This is a genomic window from Paraburkholderia sp. WC7.3g (assembly GCF_050436345.1).
Taxonomy (GTDB): domain Bacteria; phylum Pseudomonadota; class Gammaproteobacteria; order Burkholderiales; family Burkholderiaceae; genus Paraburkholderia; species Paraburkholderia podalyriae.
Map to the genome: position 1 here is coordinate 249690 of NZ_JBNDMA010000004.1, position 21205 is coordinate 270894.

The 21205-nt window shown below is 60.3% G+C and carries 16 protein-coding genes; all 16 read left to right on the forward strand.

What is annotated here, in order from left to right:
* The first annotated feature begins 240 nt into the window (after positions 1 to 240).
* The 16 genes from OKW43_RS34535 to tssJ all read left to right on the forward strand — a co-directional run bounded on the left by OKW43_RS34535 (position 241) and on the right by tssJ (position 21202).
* The gene (locus OKW43_RS34535) at positions 241 to 1371 is read left to right on the forward strand and encodes an efflux RND transporter periplasmic adaptor subunit (protein WP_429452847.1); all 1131 of its coding nucleotides are present in this window, start codon (positions 241 to 243) and stop codon (positions 1369 to 1371) included.
* Positions 1368 to 4427: an efflux RND transporter permease subunit gene (locus OKW43_RS34540; protein ID WP_429452849.1), complete on the forward strand. Its 3060-nt coding sequence runs from the start codon at positions 1368 to 1370 to the stop codon at positions 4425 to 4427. The genes OKW43_RS34535 and OKW43_RS34540 overlap by 4 nt, the downstream gene beginning before the upstream one ends.
* On the forward strand, positions 4424 to 5902 hold the full coding sequence (locus tag OKW43_RS34545; RefSeq protein WP_429452851.1) for an efflux transporter outer membrane subunit: 1479 nt from the start codon (positions 4424 to 4426) through the stop codon (positions 5900 to 5902). The genes OKW43_RS34540 and OKW43_RS34545 overlap by 4 nt, the downstream gene beginning before the upstream one ends.
* Positions 5903 to 6054: 152 nt before the next feature.
* A complete protein-coding gene (locus OKW43_RS34550) occupies positions 6055 to 7491 on the forward strand; it encodes a basic amino acid/polyamine antiporter (RefSeq protein ID WP_429452853.1) in 1437 nt (478 codons plus the stop codon).
* A gap of 68 nt (positions 7492 to 7559) precedes the next feature.
* Complete coding sequence (locus tag OKW43_RS34555; RefSeq protein ID WP_429452855.1) at positions 7560 to 8987, forward strand: basic amino acid/polyamine antiporter; 1428 nt, start codon at positions 7560 to 7562, stop codon at positions 8985 to 8987.
* A 447-nt stretch (positions 8988 to 9434) separates the two neighbouring features.
* On the forward strand, positions 9435 to 10085 hold the full coding sequence (locus OKW43_RS34560; RefSeq protein WP_429452857.1) for a response regulator: 651 nt from the start codon (positions 9435 to 9437) through the stop codon (positions 10083 to 10085).
* Positions 10086 to 10339: 254 nt separating this feature from the next.
* A complete protein-coding gene (locus OKW43_RS34565; RefSeq protein ID WP_187634712.1) occupies positions 10340 to 10876 on the forward strand; it encodes a fimbrial protein in 537 nt (178 codons plus the stop codon).
* Positions 10877 to 10966: 90 nt separating this feature from the next.
* A complete protein-coding gene (locus OKW43_RS34570) occupies positions 10967 to 11740 on the forward strand; it encodes a fimbria/pilus periplasmic chaperone (protein ID WP_187634713.1) in 774 nt (257 codons plus the stop codon).
* A 20-nt stretch (positions 11741 to 11760) separates the two neighbouring features.
* Complete coding sequence (locus OKW43_RS34575) at positions 11761 to 14589, forward strand: fimbria/pilus outer membrane usher protein (protein WP_429452859.1); 2829 nt, start codon at positions 11761 to 11763, stop codon at positions 14587 to 14589.
* 13 nt (positions 14590 to 14602) lie between these two features.
* Positions 14603 to 15223: a fimbrial protein gene (locus tag OKW43_RS34580; protein WP_429452861.1), complete on the forward strand. Its 621-nt coding sequence runs from the start codon at positions 14603 to 14605 to the stop codon at positions 15221 to 15223.
* Between the two features lie 27 nt (positions 15224 to 15250).
* Positions 15251 to 15958: a DotU family type IV/VI secretion system protein gene (locus OKW43_RS34585; protein WP_429452863.1), complete on the forward strand. Its 708-nt coding sequence runs from the start codon at positions 15251 to 15253 to the stop codon at positions 15956 to 15958.
* Positions 15959 to 16263: 305 nt separating this feature from the next.
* Positions 16264 to 17628, forward strand: a complete 1365-nt coding sequence (locus OKW43_RS34590) for an OmpA family protein (protein ID WP_429452865.1) — start codon at positions 16264 to 16266, stop codon at positions 17626 to 17628.
* 212 nt (positions 17629 to 17840) lie between these two features.
* Positions 17841 to 18374 carry a type VI secretion system contractile sheath small subunit gene (tssB, locus tag OKW43_RS34595; protein WP_187634717.1) on the forward strand — a complete coding sequence of 178 codons (534 nt, stop codon included), beginning with the start codon at positions 17841 to 17843 and terminating at the stop codon, positions 18372 to 18374.
* A 42-nt stretch (positions 18375 to 18416) separates the two neighbouring features.
* The gene (gene tssC / locus OKW43_RS34600) at positions 18417 to 19922 is read left to right on the forward strand and encodes a type VI secretion system contractile sheath large subunit (RefSeq protein WP_429452868.1); all 1506 of its coding nucleotides are present in this window, start codon (positions 18417 to 18419) and stop codon (positions 19920 to 19922) included.
* 109 nt (positions 19923 to 20031) lie between these two features.
* Entirely contained in the window at positions 20032 to 20514 is a 483-nt protein-coding gene (locus OKW43_RS34605) for an Hcp family type VI secretion system effector (RefSeq protein ID WP_429452870.1), read from the forward strand.
* A 142-nt stretch (positions 20515 to 20656) separates the two neighbouring features.
* The gene (gene tssJ / locus OKW43_RS34610) at positions 20657 to 21202 is read left to right on the forward strand and encodes a type VI secretion system lipoprotein TssJ (protein ID WP_187637668.1); all 546 of its coding nucleotides are present in this window, start codon (positions 20657 to 20659) and stop codon (positions 21200 to 21202) included.
* Positions 21203 to 21205 lie beyond the last annotated feature (3 nt).

Genomic DNA, 21205 nt, shown 5'->3' on the forward strand with positions numbered 1-21205 from the left:
AAAGCAGTGTGGCAGTTAGACAGGATGCCTGATAGGTAATGGGATGCAGACGTTGGGATGCAGATGTTCCCTGAGGCTGACCTGGCCGTGGAAGTCGCAGCGGATCCACTCATCGGTCCACTGTTTATGGACCCCTATGAATTTCCGAGCAACCTGTAGAGCCTCGTCTTCGCCGGCCCGCTAGCTACATTGCCGCCGGGTGCACGACACGGGTTGCGTCAGCAGTCAGCCGAGAACGTCATGAACGCAAACCGCTCCAATGCACCGCCGGTTCCCCGATCAGCCGGAGTCGCACCGACCGGCGCATTGCCGTGCGTGTTGACTTGTGCGCTCGTGCTGTCACTGTGGGGGTGCCAACAGCAGGCCGAAACACAGACTGCCGATGCGAGACCGGCCGTGCAGCTCACCAAAGTCGAACCGGCCGACGCTTCCGCCATTCGCATTTTTACCGGACGGGTCGAGCAGACCAGCATCTCGCCGCTCGCCTTCGAAGTATCGGGCCGCGTCGTGCAGATCGCGGTGCTCGAAGGAGCATCGGTGAAACGCGGGCAGCTGATCGCGCGTATCGACGAGGAACCCTACAAGCTGCAACTGCAGCGCGCGAACGCGCAGTATCAGCAACTGAGCGACAACCTGAAGCGCCAGGCGGTATTGCGCCAGGACGGGATTCTGTCCCAGGCTGCCTATGAGCAGTTGACGGCTTCCACCGATGCCGCACGCGCGGCACGCGACATGGCGAGCCGTGACTTACGCAACACCCAGCTCGTCGCGCCATTCGACGGCCGGATCGCTCGCCGCAACGTCGAGATTCAGCAGGTCGTGCAGGCAGGGTCGCCCGCGTTCAATCTGGAAAACATCGGCCGTGTCGATGTCGGCGTCGATCTGCCTCAGAGCATCGCCGAACGGCTCTTCGTCGACAAGACGCTGAGGGCCGAGGCGTGGCTGCCCGAGCGGCCGCAGAACCGCTTCCCGCTCGTGTTCCGCGAACGGACCACGCAGAGCTCGCCGACTTCGGCGGCCTACCGGCTCGTGTTCTCGATCGAAGGACCGCAAAGCGCGATGCTGTTCCCCGGCATGGCGCTGCGCGTACAGATTTCCGACACGGCGCGTCAGGTCGCGCAAAACGACAACAAAGGGTACTTCGCGATTCCGATCGCCGCGGTGTCGATCGGCGCGGACGGTCAGCGCAGTCTGTGGCGCTACGACGCCGCGTCCGGCCGTGTGCATGCGGTGCCGGTCAGCGTGCGCGAAATTCGCAATGACGATGTGGTCGTCGCGGGGGCGGTTGCGGCGGGCGACCGCGTGGTGGCCGGCGGCTCGCAGTTCATGAAAGAGGGAATGGCGGTCCGTCCAATGGATGCGCCTCAATGAATCTCGCGCGCCCCCTTATCGAAAAGCCGCTGATCGCGTGGGTTCTGACGCTCATCTCGCTGTTGGGCGGCATCTTCGCGTACTACAACATCGGGCGGCTCGAAGACCCGAAGTTCACAATCAAGACCGCAGTCGTCGTGACGCTGTATCCGGGCGCGAGTGCGCACGAAGTCGAGCAGGAAGTGACGGACCGGCTCGAAAGCGCGATCCAGCAGATGCCGCAGGTCGACAAGCTGACCTCGCGTTCGACACCGGGCTACTCTGAAGTCCGCGTCGAGATTCGCGACCAGTACACGTCGGCGCAATTGCCGCAGGTGTGGGACGAGGTGCGCAAGTCGGTATCGGATGCACAGCCCCGGCTTCCGCCGGGCGCGGGACCGTCACTCGTGGTCGACCGTTTCGGCGACGTCTACGGGATGTTCTACGCGCTGACCGGCGAGGGCTACACGCAGGCGCAACTGTATGAGTACGCGCGCGAACTGCGCCGCCAACTGCTGACACTCGGCGACGTGTCCGACATCGTGATCGCCGGTGAGCAGCAGGAGCAGATCTCGGTCGACGTCGACCAGTCGCAACTGATCGCCAACAATCTGTCCACCGACGATGTTGTGCAGACGCTGTTCGTGCAGAACGAGGTTCGGCCCGCGGGCCGCGAACGTGTCGGCGACCTGTCGTTGCGGATTGCGCCGTCCGGCTCGCTCGATTCGCTGCAGGCCATTCGTTCGCTGCCTGTGAACAATACGCCCGGCCCGCTGCTGCTCGGCGACATCGCGCGCGTAAGCCACGGCTACGCGACGATTCCGAACCAGCTCATTCACTACAACGGCCAGCCCGCGGTTACGATCGGTATTAGCGCGCGGCCGCGCGTCAACGTGGTGAGCGTCGGCGCGAAGATCAAGGCGAAGCTCGCCGAACTCGAGCGCGACCGCCCGATCGGCATCAAGCTGCACTCGCTTTACGATCAGCCGCAGGTCGTCGACGAGAGCGTGCGCGGTTTTATCTTCGACGTGTTCCTGTCCGTGGCGATCGTCGGTGTCGCGCTGGGCATTGCGCTCGGCTGGCGCGCGGGCGTGGTGCTGAGCGTCGAGCTGTTCCTGTCGATCCTCGGCACGCTGCTGGTCATGTACGCGGCAGGCATCGAGCTGCAGCGTATCTCACTCGGCGCGCTGATCATCGTAATGGGCATGCTGACCGATAACAGCATCGTGGTGGTCGAGGGGATGCTCGTGAAGGTTCAACGAGGCACGTCGCATCTCCAGGCGGCGACCGAGATTCTGAAACAAAGCCAATGGCTTCTGCTCGCGTCGACCATTGTGGGGATTCTGGCTTTCTCGGGCATCGGCCTGTCGCCGGATGCGGTCGGCGAATTCTGTGCGTCGTTGTTCGCCGTCGCTGCGATTTCGCTGCTATTCAGCTGGGTGATCGCCATCGCCCTGACACCGCTGTTCGGCACGTATCTTTTCAAGCCCGCGGACATCATCGATGACGACCCGTTCAAGTCGAAGCTGTACAAGCGTTACGGCGAGCTGTTGTCATGGGTCACCCGACAGCGCGTGTTCGTGGTCATCGGCCTCGTCGCGCTGACCCTGCTGGCCGGGTGGGCGTTCCGTTTCGTCGAGCGGAGCTTCTTCCCCGCGTCGACCACGCCGATCTTCTATGTCGACATGCGTTTGCCGCGCGGCACCGATATTCGCGCGGTCGTCGAAAGGAGCCGCGAGGTGGAGAAGGTGCTGCTCAAGCATGCGGACGTCACCAACGTGCAGACGTATATTGGCTCGGGCGCGACGCGGTTCTTCCTCGTCTACGATCCGGAGGGGCGTGATCCGTCGTACGCGCAGTTCATCGTCGGCGCGAAGGACCAGAGCCTGATCGACGACATGATTCCGGACATCGAAGCGGACCTGAAGAAGCGCTTCCCCGAACAGCATTGGACGGTCACGCGGCCGAACTTCGGTCCCGGCGGTGGCGCGGCCATTCAGGCACGCTTCTCCGGACCCGATCCGGCCATGCTGCGCCGCTTGTCTCAAGAAGCACAGAATGTGCTGAAGGCGGACGGCCGCATCATCGCGATTCGCGACGACTGGGAGAACCCGATCAGCATCGTGCGGCCGGAATTCGACGAATCGCGGGCGCGCTCGCTCGGTGTGACGCGCCGTCAGGTTAGCGACACGATGGCTTATGCAAGCGAAGGCCTGCGGGCGGGCATCTATCGCGAAGGCGATCAGCTACTGCCGATCGTGCTGCGTTCGCCCGACTACACGCGTGGCGTCGCGGGTCTGCAGGACCTGCAGGTGTTCAGCGCGGGGCTGCGCCGTTACGTGCCGCTCGGCGACGTGGTCAACGGCTTCACGGTCGGTACCGAGGAAGGCCAGATCGCGCGCGAAAACCGGATTCGCACGCTGACGGTTTCGGCCAACCCGATCTATGGGCAGAACAGTGTCGACGCGTTCAACCGCATACGCTCCAGCATCGAGAACATCAAGCTGCCACCAGGTTATAGCTTCGAATGGGGCGGCGAGCACGAATCGTCGACGCGCGCGCAGCAGAGCCTGTTCCGTCAACTGCCGCTCGGCTTCATCGGCATGGCGCTGCTCGTGCTGATGATGTTCGGACGCCTGAAGCCGGCGCTCGTCGTGCTGCTCGTCGTGCCGATGTCGATCGTCGGCGTCACGCTCGGTCTGCTGCTATTTCGCGGCGCGTTCGGCTTCATGGCGTTGCTCGGTCTATTGAGTCTGATCGGCATGCTGATCAAGAACGGCGTGGTGCTCGTCGAAGAGATGGATTCGCAGATCGCCGCGGGCGTGCCGCGCATGCAGGCGGTGACCCACGGCGCGATGAACCGTCTGCGGCCGGTGATACTGGGGGGCGGTACGACGGCGCTCGGCATGGCGCCGTTGTTGTGGGATCCTTTCTTCAAGGACATGGCGATCACGATTATGGCGGGCCTTGTTTTTGCCACCGTGCTGACGTTGGTCGCCGTGCCGGCGCTGTATGCGATGTTGTTCAAGATCAGGCAGGCGGAATGGGAGCCGGGTCAACACCCGGAAGCAAAATGATCCGCGCGCGCCCTTGTCTTTTCGCCATCGCGGCATTGCTGCTCGAAGCCGGTTGTACGGGATCATTGCAGCTGGAAAAGCCCGCCGCGTTTCCGTCACAGTATTCGGAGGCGCAACCGGGCGCGGCGACACCGATGTCCGAGCAGCAGCTCGCGGCATGGTGGACCCAGTACAGCGACCCGACGCTGAACAAACTGATCGAGCTCGCGCTCGCGCACAACTTCGACATCGCCACCGCTTACGCACGCGTCGATCAGGTGCAGGCCGGGATCCGGCTGGCTCGCTCGCAGCTGTTGCCGTCGGTCGGTGCAAGCGTGAGCGCCGCGAAGTATCACGGCGGCGAGACGCAGCTCGAGTTCGAGGAACTGCTCGGCATCAACAATACCGATGCGCAGTTCTGGCGCGTCGGCTTGCAGGCGCAATGGGAGATCGACCTGTTCGGTCAGGGACGCGCAAGGCTCTCGGCGGCACGCGAACAGGCACGCGCGGCCGCGGGCGATGCGGAGGCGGTACGCCTGAGCGTGGTGTCGGGCGTTGCGGATCTGTACGTCACCTATCGCGGGCTGCTGCGTCAGCGCACGATCCTGCTGCAGAGCCGCGCAATCGCGGACGACTTCGTCAACATCGCCGAGAAGAGCTTTAACGCGGGCCTCGTTCTGAGTACGGACATCGAAGCGGCGCGCGCGGGCCGCGCGCAGGTCGATGCGCGTTTGCAGGACGTGGAGAACGGCATCGCGCAGGCGCGGCTGAATCTGCAGAATCTATGCGGCGTGCAGCCCGCGGAATTCGGCGCGATTCTCGATGAAAGCGACACGCTGATGACCGCGCTGCCGCATATCGAGCCCGGCCAGCCCGTCGATCTGCTGATGCGACGCCCGGATCTGATCGCGGCGCAGGCACGCGTGAATGCGGCGGTCAGGCAGTCGGATGTCGCGCGGCTCAATTACTGGCCGACCATCTCGTTAAGCGGATTGCTCGCGCGCAATGGATGGGAGATCGCGGGTCAAAGCCTCGGGCCCAGCACGTTCTGGCTATTCGGTGCAGCGATGGCGATGCCGCTGATTGATTTCGGCGCGCGACGCTCGCAGGTGGAGTCGTCGGATGCGCAGGCGCAGCAGGCGATGTTCAACTACGAAAAGACCGCGCTCGGCGCGTTCTACGACGTCGACCGTGCGTTGGCGCGTTTGAACCGGCAGGACGAATTGTTCAAGGCGCGCAATGAAGAAGTTACGCGGCGGACCACGCAACTGAGCCAGGTGCAGCGTCGCTACCAACTCGGCGATACCGGTCGCGTCGATATCGATCAGGTGCGGGTTGCGCTGCTTGAAAGCCAGTCGTCGCAGGTGAGGGAAGAGGTCGGCAAGCTGCAGGCGCAATTCGCGCTGTTCAGGGCGATGGGGGGCGGCTGGTTGGCCAATCCGCCATTGGCCGCGAACACCCAGACGCCGACGGGGCCGGCGCCGGCTTCGCAGTGAGCGGCCGCGAGGCGCCGCAAGCGCACCAAACATCGGAAGCGCGACATAGAAAGCGCCGTCACCGCAGGACCACGGTGACGGCGTTTTTGTTAATTGATGGCCGGCCGGAAGCCTGCGCGAGCGATGTTGAATCCGATATTCGAGGATGGACGATGTCAACCCAGTTACAGACGAAACTGTCGTTGCCCGCATTGACCGCGATGGTCGTCGGCTCAATGGTGGGCGCAGGGATTTTCTCGTTGCCGCGCAATTTCGCACGCGCGACCGGACCGTTCGGCGCGGTCATTGCATGGTGCGTGGCGGGCATCGGCATGTACGCGCTCGCGCGCGTCTTTCAGACGCTCGCACAGCGGCGGCCCGAGCTCGACGCCGGCGTGTTCGCGTACGCGCGAGCGGGCTTCGGCGATTATGCGGGCTTTCTGTCCGCATTCGGCTACTGGATGGCCGGCTGCTTCGGCAACGTGTCGTACTGGGTGCTGATCAAATCGACGCTCGGCGCTTTCGTCCCCGCATTCGGCAACGGCAATACGGCGACCGCGATCATCGTGTCGTCGGTGGGCATCTGGCTGTTTCATCTGGTGATGCTGCGCGGTGTCCAGCAGGCCACGATGATCAACACGATCGTCACGGTCGCGAAGCTGATTCCCATCGTGCTATTCATCGTGATGCTGGTGGCGCTGTTTCGTGCCGACATGTTCCGCGCGAATCTGCTGGAAGGCAGCGATCAGATCGGCGCGGGTCTGTTCTTGCAGGTCCGTGCGACGATGCTTGTCACCGTGTTCGTGTTCGTCGGTATCGAAGGTGCGAGCGTGTACTCGCGCTACGCGAAAAAGCGCTCGGACGTCGGCGCGGCGACGATCACCGGCTTCGTGGCCGTGCTGTGTCTGCTCGTGCTGGTGACGCTGCTGCCTTACGCGAGCTTGCCGCGCGCCGACATCGCGGTGATGCGCCAGCCGTCGATGGCCGCGGTACTCGGCGCGCTGCTCGGCCCGTTCGGCGTCGTATTCATCAGCGCCGGTCTGATCATTTCGATCCTCGGCGCGTACCTCGCGTGGTCGCTGATCTGTGCCGAGGTGCTGTACGCCGCCGCGCGTCTCGAGACGATGCCGCGCGTCTTCGCGCGACAGAACGAGCGCAAGCTGCCGGTCGCCGCGGTGTGGCTTACGAGTACCGTGGTGCAGTTGTTCGTGATCAGCACCTACTGGTCGACCGATGCGTTTGCGCTGATGCTCAACCTGACGAGCTCGATGGCGCTGATACCTTATTTCCTCGTGGCCGCATACGGCATCAAAGCCGCGCGTCACAATAGCGGGCAGAGCGGCGGCGCCTTGAGCGGCGCGTTGCGCATCGAGTATTTCGTCGCGATGTTCGCGACGTTGTACACGGCTTTTCTGCTGTTCGCGGGCGGCCTGAAGTTTCTGATGCTGTCGGGGCTGCTGTATGCGCCCGGAACGGTGCTGTATGTGGTGGCCAAACGCGAGCGTGGCCTGCAGGTGTTTTCGAAACTCGAGTGGGTCATCTTTGCCGTCGCCGCCTGTGGCGCGATTGCCGCGCTGGTCGGCCTCGCGACCGGCACGATTGTCATCTGAGCGGATGATCATCGCAGTCGCAAAAGCGCGGCTGGGTCGGAACGTATTCGCGGGAGAGCGATCGCAGCATGGACAAGCGCGTCAGACTTTCAACTGCGGGCCTGATGGCGATGGTGATCGGCTCGATGGTCGGGGTGGGCGTCTTTTCGTTGCCGCAGGCGCTCGGCAAATATACCGGCGTGGTCGGTTCCTTGATCAGCTGGACCATCGCCGGCTCCGGCATGCTGATACTCGCGCTGATCTTCGAACGGCTCGCATGGCGCAAGCCCGAGCTCGACGTGGGTGTTTATACGTATGCGCGCGTCGGCTTCGGACGCTATACGGGTTTTCTGTCGGCGTTCGGCTACTGGTGCGCCAGTTGTCTCGGCAACGTCGCCTATCTCGTGCTGATCAAGTCCGCGCTCGCGATCGTCGCGCCCTCATTCGGCGCCGGCAATACGCTGAGCGCGATCGTCAGCTCCTCGCTGATGATCTGGGTGTTCCATTTTCTGATTCTGCGCGGCGTGAAGGGCTCGTCGATAGTGAATGCGTCGATGACGGTCGCCAAGTTGTTCGCGCTCGGGCTGTTTGCGGTGCTCGTGCTATCCAGCGTCAAGTGGCAACTGTTCGTCGCGAATCTGTGGACCCGTCCCGAGCCGTCGGTGGCCGGTCTGTTCGGCGAGGTGCGCAAGACCATGTTGGGCACCGTCTTCGTGTTTCTCGGCGTCGAAGGCGCGAGTGTTTATTCACGGCATGCGCGCGAACGGCGCGACGTCGGCGTCGCGACCGTGCTCGGCTTTCTCTGCGTGCTTGCGCTAATGGTCATGGTCACGTTGTTGTCGTATGGCGTGTTGCCGCTTGAGCAGTTGGGCACGCTGAAAAATCCGTCGATGGCTGGCGTGCTGAGCGCCGCAGTTGGCACCTGGGGCGCGGTCGTGGTCAAGCTCGGCCTGTTGATATCGGTACTCGGCTCCTATCTTGCATGGACCCTGCTCGCCGCCGAAATTCTTCATGCCGCGGGCAAGAGCCGTACGATGCCCGCGTTTCTCGGACGCGAAAGCCGCAACCACGTACCGGTCGCCGCGTTGTGGATGACGAGCCTCGTGATCCAGGCGTTTCTGATCGTGACGCTGTTCTCAACCGAGGCGTTCACGCTGGCCAAGGAGTTCACGACATCGATGAACCTGATTCCGTATCTGCTCGTCGCCGGCTATGGGTTGAAGCTCGCAGCGAGCGGGGAATCGTATGCGGGACAGCCGTGGGCACGGCGCATCGATTTCATGCTTGCGCTGATGGGCTGCGTCTACGCGCTGTTTCTCGTGTACGCGGGCGGCCTGCACTATCTGTTGATGTCGACCGTACTTTATACGGCGGCGACCGCGTGGTTTTACATCGCCGAGCGTCGCAAAGGGAAATGGCCTGTGTTTACCCTGCTCGAACGCTGGCTATGTATTGTGGTTCTGCTTACCGCGCTGGTCGCGTTCGTCAATCTCGTGCGCAACCATTTTGTGCCTTAGCGCGTGTTGAGGCCACCTTGATCAAGGTACGCCTATGTACCTGAATGGCATATATAGGAATCTGCTGAATTCCTTCCCTTTTAGTGCCTCGTACAATCTGACTATCCGACGCGCGGATATTTCGATTCCTCGCCGACGTGTGCGGGGCGTTGCGCTATCCCGCCTCCATCGGTGAACCATGCCATGTTGCGTGGGAAATATTGCTTTGACTCTACCAAAGCACAACGACCTTCTCCATAAGATTCTATTAATACGTCCTGTCCATCAGCGAGTCACGGACATCGGTGTACCCGTAACAAGCATGCTGGTTTCGAGGAATCTTATCGATCGGCCGTCGCTCCTGAGGTGTGCGACTTAACGGCGTGAAACGACACCGTACTCTGGTAACAAAGCTTGCAGTTGATTTGGTATGAAAAAGGTATTCGCCAGCATGGCCATGGAGTGTGAGTGAACAAAATCAGGGTGGGTATTGCCGACGATCATCCATTCATTCTCCTCGGCGTCGAACATCTTCTTCAGCCTTGCCCTGACATCCAGGTCTGCTTCAAAAGCGAAAGTATTGGCGGGCTGCTCCAGCTGTTGGTTGAGGTGCCGGTTGACGTTCTCGTATGCGACTACGAATTCGAAGGTGATGCGTATGCCGATGGCCTCAACCTTCTTGACCGGATTCAGCGTGCCGCTCCAGCCATACGGGTTGTCTTTCTCAGCTCACATTCATCGACGCACATCATTTCGGCTGCGCTCAATGCGGGGGCGGCCGGTTTCGTCGGTAAGGGGTCCGAGGGCTTTGTCAGCCTTATCGCTGCCGTTCGTGCCGCCAAAAACAAGAGCGTGTTTCTGCCGGATTCCATTGCGAACAGGATGTTGTCCACCGCGCGGCGCGCATCGGAAGGCGGGTCTTCGCTCGACTCGCTATCTGAAAAGGAATCGACGGTCGTGCGAATGATCTGCGATGGGATGTCGATCGGGGCGATCGCCGAGCGGCTCAATCGCAGTCCCAAGACAGTTAGCAACCAGAAGAACGCAGGCATGAAGAAACTGGGCGCCAGAAACGACGTTGAACTCGTCACGATCGTGCGCGAGTGGTACTGCTCGTAACCATTGCCGCACTTCTCAGGCGACGTCCATCGTTCTGGTGGCGCCTTCTCCCAACTTTGGGAGTGAGGCTGGTATCGGTCCGGTTCGAGGAACCGGTACGGCGTTTCTTGACTGGGCTACATGATCACTCATTTTGGGTATCGGCCCATTAACAGCGATCCGCTTCAATGACATCATTTCCTTGCCTTGACGGTCGCTGGAAGCCCCGGCTTCAGAAGGGTTGGTAGTTTCGAATAGCAACAAAAAGGAATCTCATGAAAAAACAAGTGACACAACTCATGATCGCGCTGATGGGCCTGTCCGTCGCGCCGATGGTTTTCGCTCAAACTGCTCCGGGCACGGGTCAGGTTACGTTCAACGGCGAACTGACCGACGACACCTGCGTGATCAACGCGGGTGACGAGGACCAGACGGTCACGCTGGATACCCTGTCTACGCAGTCGCTGGCTGCAGCTGGCCAAACCGCTGGCTCCAGAATGTTCAATATTTCGGTGTCGAAGTGCCCAGCAACGTTGAGCAATGTCGCGGCGCATTTCGAGACCACGAACATGAACCCGGATACGCGTAATGCCATTAACCAGGCAGCCACGTCGCCGGCCGGGAATGTCGAAGTGCAATTGCTTGACCGCGATGGCATGACGCCGATTCTTCTGGGTAGCACGGGTACGTTCGTTCCGGTCGCGAGCGACGGTACCGCAACGATGAGCTACGGTGGCCAGTACTACGCAACGAACAGAACCACCGCCGGTAAGGTGATGGCTGTTGTTCGCTACACGTTGGCATATCAGTAAGCCAATCTAAGCCGAATGGCATCGGGTTGCCCTTCTAGCTCGAGGGCAACCCGAAGCGGCATTCCGCTTATCTGTCACGTGGAGGAGCGAATGTCTTTAATGAAGTTCCCTATTTTAATGGCCGCAGCCGTGGCCTGCAGTGTGGCTTCGTTTGCTGCACAAGCTGCTATCACCGTTACCGGTACGCGAGTCATATATCCGGCGCAAAACCGCGAAGTCAATGTTCGTTTGAACAATGTTGACAGCCATCCGGTCCTCGTCCAAGCATGGTTGGACGACGGCGATGCGGCAGCTGCACCGAATGAAATCAAGGTGCCGTTCACGTTGTTGCCGTCTGTATTTCGCGTCGAACCTCACAGAGGTCAGGCTTTGCGCATCATGTTCGCGGGCGGCGACATGCCGAGCGACCGTGAATCCGTTTATTGGCTGAATGTTCTGGAAATTCCGCCGAAACCCAAGGATGCTGATGACCGGAACATGATCCAGCTCGCGTTCCGTACGCGTATCAAGATGTTCTACCGGCCCGCATCGTTGCTCGATGACCCAACTGCGGGGCGGGCTCAACTGAAGTGGCATGTCGAACCGGATGAAAAAGGTCAGAGCGTTGTTCGTCTGGACAACCCATCGCCCTACTACATTTCCGTCGGCTCGGCAGAAGTAGAAACGGCAGGCGGGAAGATCGCTCTTTTGCCCAATATGGCGGCACCGTTCGGGCACGTCGATCTCCGTCCACAAGATGGAAAGCTGGATATCAAAGTTCCTGCCACGGTTTCCTATACGGTTCTGAACGACTTCGGTACTGCGATCAAGGACTCGGCGGAAGTGGAAGTCGCACAAAACGCGAAAGCGCAAAAGAATCAATAATCGGAATATGGGATGTCGGCGTGCGGAATAGTAAGGCGGCGGTTGAAACAGTATTCAGTAATGTCCCTTTCAGGTTTCATCCTCTGGCATGGGCGGCAATCGTAGCGTCGGGCTGGGTCTTTTCCGCGCATGCCGCGGTCGCGGCATGCGCCCCCGACTGGGCGGCAACGCCGTCCAATGACTGCTCGGAGTCCGGGTGGCCGAAACAGGCAGCCGGTGCCAACGGCGAAGCTGCGAGTACGGATGCGTCATCTACCACGCCGACATCCAATGCGCCCTCTGCCGAGGCTCCGCAAGAAGTTGAGTTCAATCCCGCATTCTTTACGGGTAACGTCGCCGATTTATCGCGCTATACGCGAGGCAATCCCGTTTCTCCCGGTGTTTATCCGCTCGAACTGCTGGTCAACGGTAAAAAGCGTGGACGCTTCGATGTCCTGTTTCAGACAGTGCCGGGCTCGGATATCGCCGCGCCCTGCTTCACGATGTCTAGCCTGGACCGGGCTGGCGTAGATACCGAGCGCGTGATCCAGCGGCTGAAGGATGCTGGAAAGGGCGACTTTGACGATAGCGACGCATCATTGCAATGCGTCCCGCTGGTGGAAGCCATACCGGGATCGGCCGCATCGTTCAACACCGCGGATCTGCAACTCGATCTGTCGATCCCGCAGATTGAATTGCACAACGAGGCTGCGGGTTACGTCGATCCATCCCGTTGGGACAACGGGATCAACGCCGGCTTCGTGCAATACAGCCTCGCCAGTTATACGACTCACCAGAACAGCGGTGGTAGAGATTTCAGCAGTACCTACCTCGGTCTGCAAAGCGGATTCAACGTGAACGGCTGGCGTTTCCGCCAGTGGTCCACGGCAAGCTGGCAGAGCCGGGCTTCCGACGCGCACTGGCAAAGTGTCGCACTGTTTGCGCAGCACGATGTCACTGCGCTTAAGAGTCAATTGACGATCGGCGACAGTTCGACGAGCGGTGACGTCTTCGACTCATTCAACGTCCGCGGCGTCCAGCTATCGAGCGACGACCGCATGTTGCCGGATTCCATGCGCTCCTACGCGCCGGCTGTGCGTGGTATAGCTGAAACCAATGCGCGCATTGTCGTGCGCCAGAACAACATCATCGTGGCCGAGACCAGCGTGCCGCCGGGACCGTTTGAACTGAACGACCTGCCGGCCACGGGTTATGGGGGCGACCTTCAGGTCACGATTACGGAATCCGACGGCCGTCAGCGGACATTTCTCGTGCCGTTTGCGTCCGTACCGCAGTTGCTGCGGCCCGGCGTTTCGCGTTTCAATCTGACGGCTGGTGTCTCTCGCGATACCGTGCTGGATAAACATCCGTGGGTGGCGCAGGCAGTTTATCAGCGCGGCCTGACAAACGTGTTGACCGGCTACACCGGCGCACAGTTTTCCGAGGGATACTGGGCTGGTCTGGTCGGTGTCGCGCTCAATACTCCGCTCGGTGCGTTCGCGCTTGATGTAACGGCGGCGGGGACGAGTCTCCCCGGCGTGTCTGGTGGCCGTCCCGGTTACAGTACTCGCATCAGCTACAGCAAGCTTCTTCCGGGGCCGAACACGAATTTCTCCGTTGCGGCTTATCGCTACTCGACGGCGCGCTTCTACAGTCTGCGTGACGCAATGTACGCGCGCTATGGCTCGCGAGACACCTCGGGTCAGTATGACTACCGCGCACGCAGCCGTCTGCAGCTGAATATCAACCAACCAATCGGCGAGTCCAGTTCCTTTTACATTTCCGGCAGTTCGCAGAACTACTGGGGCGCTTCGAAGGGCTACGATCTTCAGTATCAGGTTGGCTTCAACAGCTCGTACAAGCGCGTGTCCTACTCGCTATATGCGCAACGCACGCGCCTGCAAGATTCGCAGATCAGCACGCAGGTCGGTTTGAATCTCACGATTCCGTTGGGTAAGGTCGACTCGAACGCGCATCGTACGTTCGACTATCTGACTACGAATCTTTCGCGCAGCTCGAACGGGGACAGCACGATACAGGCCACGGCGTCGGGCAATACGACCGGAGCCACGCCGATCAACTACGGTGTCAATGCAGCGCGGATCGTCGCCAGCAAAGATCGGACCGTCTCCGCGGGCGGTTACGCGATCTACCGCACGCAGTTCGGTACCTACAACGGCAATGCGTCGATTAGCAATCAGACGCGTCAGGCCGCGTTTAACGCCGACGGCGCGGTCGTCATTCACAGTGGCGGCGTCACGCTGAGCCCGCCGCTTGGCCAGGCGTTCGCGATCGTCGAGGCGAAAGGAGCAAAGGGCGGCCGGATCATCAATGGCCAGGGGGCAAGGATTGACGACAACGGCTATGCCGTGGTGCCCTCGCTGATGCCATACCGCGTCAACACGGTCGCGCTGGATCCGAGCGACGTGCCGCTCGACGTTGAACTGGGTAACACGAGCGAGGAAGTCGTGCCGCGCGCGAATTCGCTCGTCAAGGTGAAGATCACGACCACGCAGGGCACGCCGATTTTCGCCGAGGTCTCGAATCGCGAAGGCAAAGCCATGCCGATGGGCACCGAGCTATTCGACGAATCCGAGAAATCGGTGGGTATCGTCGGTCAGGGCGGCCTCGCGTACCTGCGCGGCCTCGAGCACCAGGGCAAGCTACTGGTGCGCTGGGGCAACGGCGCAGCGGAGCAGTGCGTGATGCCCTACACGGTGCCGGACGACGACAAGGCGGATAGCAGTCAGCACGCGGGAATCGTTGCGCGCATCAAGCTGAGCTGTGATCCGACGCTGGTCTGGTCTCCGCCCGTAAAGTCCGTTGCGCAACGTTCAGCGGGCGCAGCGGTTCTCAGTTCGCTTCGCTGAAGTGCGAAAGCCGATGTCTGGTCAACTCCAGCGCTGCGGCCCTGAAGATTCCGCCGACAGTGGAGGTCAGAAAATGAAAAATATTTGTAGATACATTCGGATCGCCGGACTAATTTCCGGAGTGACCGCGAGTGCGCTGTTGGGATCAATTTGCGCGCATGCGCAACGCTCGCCCTCAGTCACGCTCAATTTTAGCGGCACCTACAACGCGATGACGTGTCCGCTGGTCAGTTCGCCTGACATGACGGTCACGTTGCCGACGCTTTCGACGCAATCGCTGCCGGCGGCCGGAGCGGTAGCTGGCTCAAAGGTCTTCACCATCACGATGCAATGCGCGAGCGGCGTGACGGGTGCGCGCGTGTATTTCGAGAGCGGCTCGTCGACTGATCCCAACACGGGCAATCTGGACCTGCAGAACTTGAGCGGCACGACATCGGCAACGAATGTGCAGGTCATGCTGGCCAATGCGAACGGATCGCGGATCAAGGTCGGCGACCGATCCACGATGAATATCATTCCCATCACGTCCACGGATCCGATGCCGGTGGATTTCATTGCCAGCTATTACGCGACCGGGAGAGCCACTGCTGGTACGGTCAATACATTCGTCACCTATGTCGTCGAAATGCTCTGACGTTGCCGCCGGCAATACGTTTTTATGATGTCTGACTCAACGGCCGCACTGATGCGACCGACTGCTCTGCATGCGGCACTGCTGTCCAACGGCGCGGAGATCCCGGCTATTCCTTTTTGGCGTGCGCGTTGTGGAACGTTGGTCGAGACGCTACAGCAGGAAATGCAGGATCGGACCTTTCCGGCAACCGATATCCAGGAAGTCAGCCTCGCACAATGCGTTTTGCTGGACGAGCTGACGCTGCATGCATTGCCCTCGAGGCAACACGAGGAATGGTTGCGTGACCCGCTGCAGATGCGTTTTCATCGCGTGCGCGATGGCGCCGCGCGGGTATGGGAACGGATCGACGCGGTGATGGACGGCGGCCATCAGGACCTCGCCAGACTCAAGTTCTACAGCATGTTGCTGGGACTGGGCTTCGACGGGGGACGAGAAGACGCCAATGAACATCTAGAACGTGCGAAATCGGCGTTGAACAGGCATACGCGAGATAAGGCGGTGTTATCCAAATCCGACTCATCGCAGACTGCCATGATAAGGACGAGTTCGCTTCGGCCGCCGTGCATGTCACGCATATCACGCATTAGCACGATCACGGGCGCGGCCGTTGCTGGTGCGATTGCGGTCGCGTCACTATGGGCGGCGTTCGACCTTAGTCCGGAAGTTCAGACACGTCGCTTGCCCCAGACGTCGTCGCAGCAGAGCAATCCTGGCCAGACGGAGCGTTCGCAATGACTTCTGTAGACCGCTACCTGGCGGCGCTGATCTGGATCGTTGTCTGCGTAGCTGGCCTGATATGGGTATGTTTGCCGCTTGCCCTCCACCCTTGGTGGGCAGTTGCGCTCAGCCTTGTTGTGTTGACGGCGGTGGGCGCCGCGGTTTTGCTTACTTGCGGGCGATCGAATGCGACCCGCGAGGGCCAGGACGTTCAGCGTGGGACCGTGCGTGAGTTGCCGATTGTTCTCGTGGTCGGACCGCACGCAGGTGCGTTGTTCGCACGTGATGGGCAATCATCCACGCTGCGCCGCAACGATGATGCCGTGTGGCTGCCTGTCCGGACCCCGGAAGCGCTCGCCGGCGTGATGGCCACGGTGATGGAGTCGCATCGACGTTCGCCGGATGCCGTATTGATGCCCGTTGTTCCCGACGGTGAGTGCGACGACGTGGTGATTCGCCGCGAATTTTCCCGCTGGAAGCATGAACTCGACGCGAGTATCGGTCCCAAGGAGTTCGTCTTACCCTGTTATATCGCGATATACGCGTACCTCGGTGCGAATGGCCACCACGCCGTGAAGCCGGTCTGGTTCGGCGATGCGATCGATATCTCGACGATGCACGCTGCGACCGGAACCGCGCGGAAACATGTGCAGGCGCTCAGGCAACAGCTGGACCAGGCATGGTTCGCTGTCGCACAACCGGAACGTGCGTCGCGCGCTGGATTGGGGCATGCAGTGGTCGACTGGCTAGAAGATGCGGCGCTGTTATCGATCCTTTCATCGCTCGCGAGCACCGCGCCGTTCTCGCTGCGCGGCTTGCTGTTGGCCGACATCGGACACTCGCCGATACGCGCCGGCGCGTGGATGCGATGGTTGACCGGCAAGACCGGGCTGCGCCTGTCGCTGACGACGTCTAAGGCGCGACCGAAGCCGCTGTCTCTGCCTTTGCTAGCGATCGTCGCGCGGAACGAGAGCCTCCGGGTTTCGAAGAGCGGGTGGGTCCGGTCGCAGACCGTAACGCTGCACGCGGTGGCTGCCTCGGCCGTCGTCTTGATGGTATCGATCGGTGTATCGGCGTGGTCGAACGGCGGGTTGGTCGCGCGAGTCGCCAACGGTGTCGAGGTCGGCACGCATATATCCACAGCTCGCGCGGATGGGGAGCGTGAGGAATCGTTGCACAGACGATCCGCCGCGCTGGCTCGCTATGCGGGCGGCAGTGCAACGACCGGACTCGGCTGGGGCCTGTATCGAAGCGATCTGTTGCAAGTCGCGCTTGAACGGGTGAGCGCGACATGGCATTCACCGTCGATCGCCGCGCCTTCGCCACCGTCCGCTGTGACGATCGACAACCTCGCGTTGTTCGACAGCGGCAAGGCGACGCTGAAATCAGAAGCAGAGCCACGGCTCAAAGGTGTTCTCGATCTGATTCGCGCGAATCCGGACAAGCGGATTCTTATCGCGGGTCACACCGATAACGTCGGCCCCGGCGCCGCGAATCAAAAGCTTTCCGAGGCACGCGCGCAGGCCATCCGCGATTGGTTGGTCAATACTGCTCTGGTGCCCGTCACGCGTTTCGCAATTCAGGGTTATGGCGATACGCGGCCGATTGCTGGCAACGAAAGTAGTCAGGGGCGCGAGATGAATCGTCGTGTCGAAATTTCTCTTATTCCCGACTCAGGCACGCACTAAAAAGTACTCGTCGCGGGTAGCCCGCTGGCTGCCTCCGTTCGCGACACGCCAAACCGGCAATTCATTCGTGAGAACGAGACCGACTTTTTGGGCAAGCGCCCATATCGCTACGCTGGTTCGGAACATAAGATCACCAGGTTGCGGATTTCCTGCGCGAAAGCTAGCGGTATCGCCGCTTTTTCTTTTACTTGAGCGAATAACGTCAGAGCACCATGTCGGCTTCTAACAGTTCTCAGAAATTCATCGCACGTAATCGTGCTCCCCGCGTCCAGATCGAATACGACGTCGAAATATACGGTTCAGAAAAGCGAGTCGAACTCCCGTTCGTGATGGGCGTCCTCGCCGACTTGTCGGGCAAGCCGCTCGAACCGCTACCCGCCGTCGGCGACCGCAAGTTCTTCAATATCGACATCGAAAACTTCGATGAGCGGATGAAGGCCATGAAACCGCGTGTCGCGTTCTCGGTGCCTAACACGCTGACGAACGAAGGTCATCTGATGGTCGATATCACGTTCGAAAGCATGGACGACTTTTCGCCCGCGGCCGTCGCGAAAAAGGTTGGCGCACTGTCGCAGCTGCTCGAGGCGCGTACGCAACTCGCCAATCTGCAAACATACATGGATGGTAAAAGTGGCGCGGAAAGCCTGGTCAGCAAGGTGTTGAAAGACCCTGCGTTGCTCGAAGCGCTCGCAAAGGCGCCGAAGCCGCAAGCGGCCTCCACCGACGAGCCGATGACCAACGAATAATTCTGCTTTCGGCACGAAAGCACAGCCTGAATCAATGGGGAAATGATGGCCGAACTTCAAGCGAATACGCGCACCAAGGCAACGGCGAGCGTCACCGATCAGTCCGATTTCAACGCGCTCCTGTCGCGCGAATTCAAGCCCAAAACGGAGCGCGCACGCGAGGCTGTCGAGGGCGCTGTCCGGACGCTCGCTCAGCAAGCGCTGCTCACGTCGGTCACGGTGTCCGACGACGCGTACAAGAACATAGAGTCAATTATTGGCGAGATCGATCGCAAATTATCCGAACAGATCAACCTGATTCTCCACCACGAAGATTTTCAGCGTCTTGAAAGCGCATGGCGTGGACTTCATCACCTCGTCACGAACACTGAAACGGATGAGAAGCTGAAGATCCGCTTCATGGATGCGTCGAAAGACGACCTGCGTCGCACCATGAAGCGCTATAAAGGGATTGCATGGGACCAGAGTCCGTTCTTCAAGCAGATCTACGAGGAAGAGTACGGGCAATTGGGTGGCGAGCCGTATGGCTGTCTCGTCGCCGACTACTACTTCGACCACACGCCGGCTGATGTCGATTTGCTTGGCTCGATTGCAAAGGTGGCGGCGGCGTCGCATGCGCCGTTTATTACGGGCGCGGCGCCGTCCGTGCTGCAGATGGACTCGTGGCAGGAGCTCGCGAACCCGCGCGACCTGACGAAGATCTTCACGCAAAACCTCGAATACGCGCCGTGGAACTCGCTGCGCAACTCGGAAGACTCGCGCTATATCGGGCTTGCAATGCCGCGTTTCCTCGCGCGCCTGCCGTACGGCGTCAAGACGAATCCGGTCGACGAATTCAATTTCGAAGAAGCGACCGACGGTTCCGATCATCGCCGTTACGTGTGGTCGAACGCGGCCTACGCAATGGCGGTGAACATCAACCGGTCGTTCAAGCACTACGGCTGGTGCACGCTGATTCGCGGCGTGGAAAGCGGTGGTGTCGTCGAAAACCTGCCGTGCCACACGTTCCCGACCGATGACGGCGGCATCGACATGAAGTGCCCGACGGAAATTGCGATTTCCGACCGTCGCGAAGCGGAATTGTCGAAGAGTGGTTTCATGCCACTCATTCACCGCAAGAACACCGAGTACGCGGCGTTCATCGGCGCACAGTCGTTGCAGAAACCGGTCGAGTACCACGATCCCGACGCGACTGCGAACGCGAATCTGTCGGCGCGTCTTCCGTATCTGTTCGCATGCTCACGCTTTGCTCATTACCTGAAGTGCATCGTGCGCGACAAAATCGGCGCGTTCAAGGAGCGTGACGAAATGCAGCAATGGCTCAACGAATGGGTCATGAACTACGTTGACGCCGATCCCGGGAATTCGTCGCAGGAAACCAAGGCACGTCGACCGCTGGCAGCGGCCGAAGTGGTCGTCGAGGACGTCGAGGGAAATCCGGGGTATTACCAGGCGAAATTCTTCCTGCGTCCGCATTTCCAACTCGAAGGTCTGACGGTGTCTTTGCGTCTCGTCGCAAAGCTGCCCCTCGTGAAGGAAGCGGCCTGATCTGGCGTCTACCGTTTATTCGGTGATTGAGCGACGGACAGGCGCTCACTAAACATGCCTGACTTTCATTGAGCACCCTTAAAACTAATCTGTATCAAGGAATACTTTCATGGCGCAAGACATCTTTCTCAAGATTAACGGTATCGATGGTGAATCGGCAGACGCTAACCACAAGGACGAAATCGATGTTCTCAGCTGGGCGTGGGGCGTCACGCAGCAATCGAATATGCACGTTGGTTCTGGCGGTGGTGCCGGTCGAGCAACCGTCGAAGATTTCACGTTCGAGCATTTCATCGATCGTGCAACTCCCAATCTGACGCAATACTGCCTGACCGGCAAGCATATCGACGAAGCGAGGCTCGTCGTGCGTAAAGCCGGCGGTAATCCGCTCGAATACATCAAGTTCACGATGAACGACGTGCTGGTCACCTCGGTAAATCCCTCCGGTGTCAGCGACAGCGAATCGCGCCCGCACGAAAAAGTGTGTCTGTCATTTTCCCGCCTCAGGCAGGAATACGTGGTGCAAAACGCGCAAGGCGGTAGTGGTGGTGCGATCACCGCAACGTTCGATATCAAGAAGAACAGCGCCTAAGTCGCATGTTTTCCTGAACCGTGCCCTCGCCGGCTTCATTCGGTGAGCAATGTCACGGTCGTTAGCCAGGATGCCGGGCTCGATGCAGGCATCCTGGTTAGTGTATTCAGGGCGACGTGCGGAATCTCCTTGATACCGTCAGATGGTTCCGAACTTATTTTCCCGCTTCGCGATATGGCTGCGTATCGGCGGCTGGCTGGCCCTAAGCGGAGCGAGTACCTGGCTGTCCGCTTGCGCGAGCACGCCCGCTCCCGTTGTCAAGGAGCAAACGAACCTCCGGCTACAAATCGCGGCAAACGGGAACGTCAATCCGAACGAGTGGGGAACGGCGGCGCCGATCCTCGTAAGGGTCTACGAACTGAAGGCTCCGACGGCGTTTGAAAACGCCGATTTTTTCACGCTGCAAAGCGACGACAGAAAAGTCCTTGGCGACGACGCGCTGGTCGTCGACGAATTCGTTCTGCGTCCCGGCGACACACGTGAGATCGTCCGCAAGTCGAACCGTGCCAGCACTGCAATTGGTGTACTGGCTGGCTACCGGGATCTCGGGAAATCGGTCTGGCGCGCGGTTTACCGGTTGCCGGTCACGCCCGACGCTGCGTGGTACAGGATGGCCCTTCCAGACAAGGAACAGAAGCTGGCGATCCAGCTTGACCAGCGCACTGTTTCGATTTCAAAGTCAGACTAATTT

Excerpts from the sequence above, each read along its gene's own strand:
- tssB (WP_187634717.1), top strand. The coding sequence starts at position 17,841 with ATGTCGGCTTCTAACAGTTCTCAGAAATTCATCGCACGTAATCGTGCT.
- OKW43_RS34580 (WP_429452861.1), top strand. The coding sequence starts at position 14,603 with ATGTCTGGTCAACTCCAGCGCTGCGGCCCTGAAGATTCCGCCGACAGT.
- OKW43_RS34535 (WP_429452847.1), top strand. The coding sequence starts at position 241 with ATGAACGCAAACCGCTCCAATGCACCGCCGGTTCCCCGATCAGCCGGA.
- OKW43_RS34555 (WP_429452855.1), top strand. The coding sequence starts at position 7,560 with ATGGACAAGCGCGTCAGACTTTCAACTGCGGGCCTGATGGCGATGGTG.
- OKW43_RS34545 (WP_429452851.1), top strand. The coding sequence starts at position 4,424 with ATGATCCGCGCGCGCCCTTGTCTTTTCGCCATCGCGGCATTGCTGCTC.
- tssJ (WP_187637668.1), top strand. The coding sequence starts at position 20,657 with ATGGTTCCGAACTTATTTTCCCGCTTCGCGATATGGCTGCGTATCGGC.
- OKW43_RS34570 (WP_187634713.1), top strand. The coding sequence starts at position 10,967 with ATGTCTTTAATGAAGTTCCCTATTTTAATGGCCGCAGCCGTGGCCTGC.
- OKW43_RS34540 (WP_429452849.1), top strand. The coding sequence starts at position 1,368 with ATGAATCTCGCGCGCCCCCTTATCGAAAAGCCGCTGATCGCGTGGGTT.
- OKW43_RS34585 (WP_429452863.1), top strand. The coding sequence starts at position 15,251 with ATGTCTGACTCAACGGCCGCACTGATGCGACCGACTGCTCTGCATGCG.
- OKW43_RS34550 (WP_429452853.1), top strand. The coding sequence starts at position 6,055 with ATGTCAACCCAGTTACAGACGAAACTGTCGTTGCCCGCATTGACCGCG.
- OKW43_RS34565 (WP_187634712.1), top strand. The coding sequence starts at position 10,340 with ATGAAAAAACAAGTGACACAACTCATGATCGCGCTGATGGGCCTGTCC.
- tssC (WP_429452868.1), top strand. The coding sequence starts at position 18,417 with ATGATGGCCGAACTTCAAGCGAATACGCGCACCAAGGCAACGGCGAGC.
- OKW43_RS34605 (WP_429452870.1), top strand. The coding sequence starts at position 20,032 with ATGGCGCAAGACATCTTTCTCAAGATTAACGGTATCGATGGTGAATCG.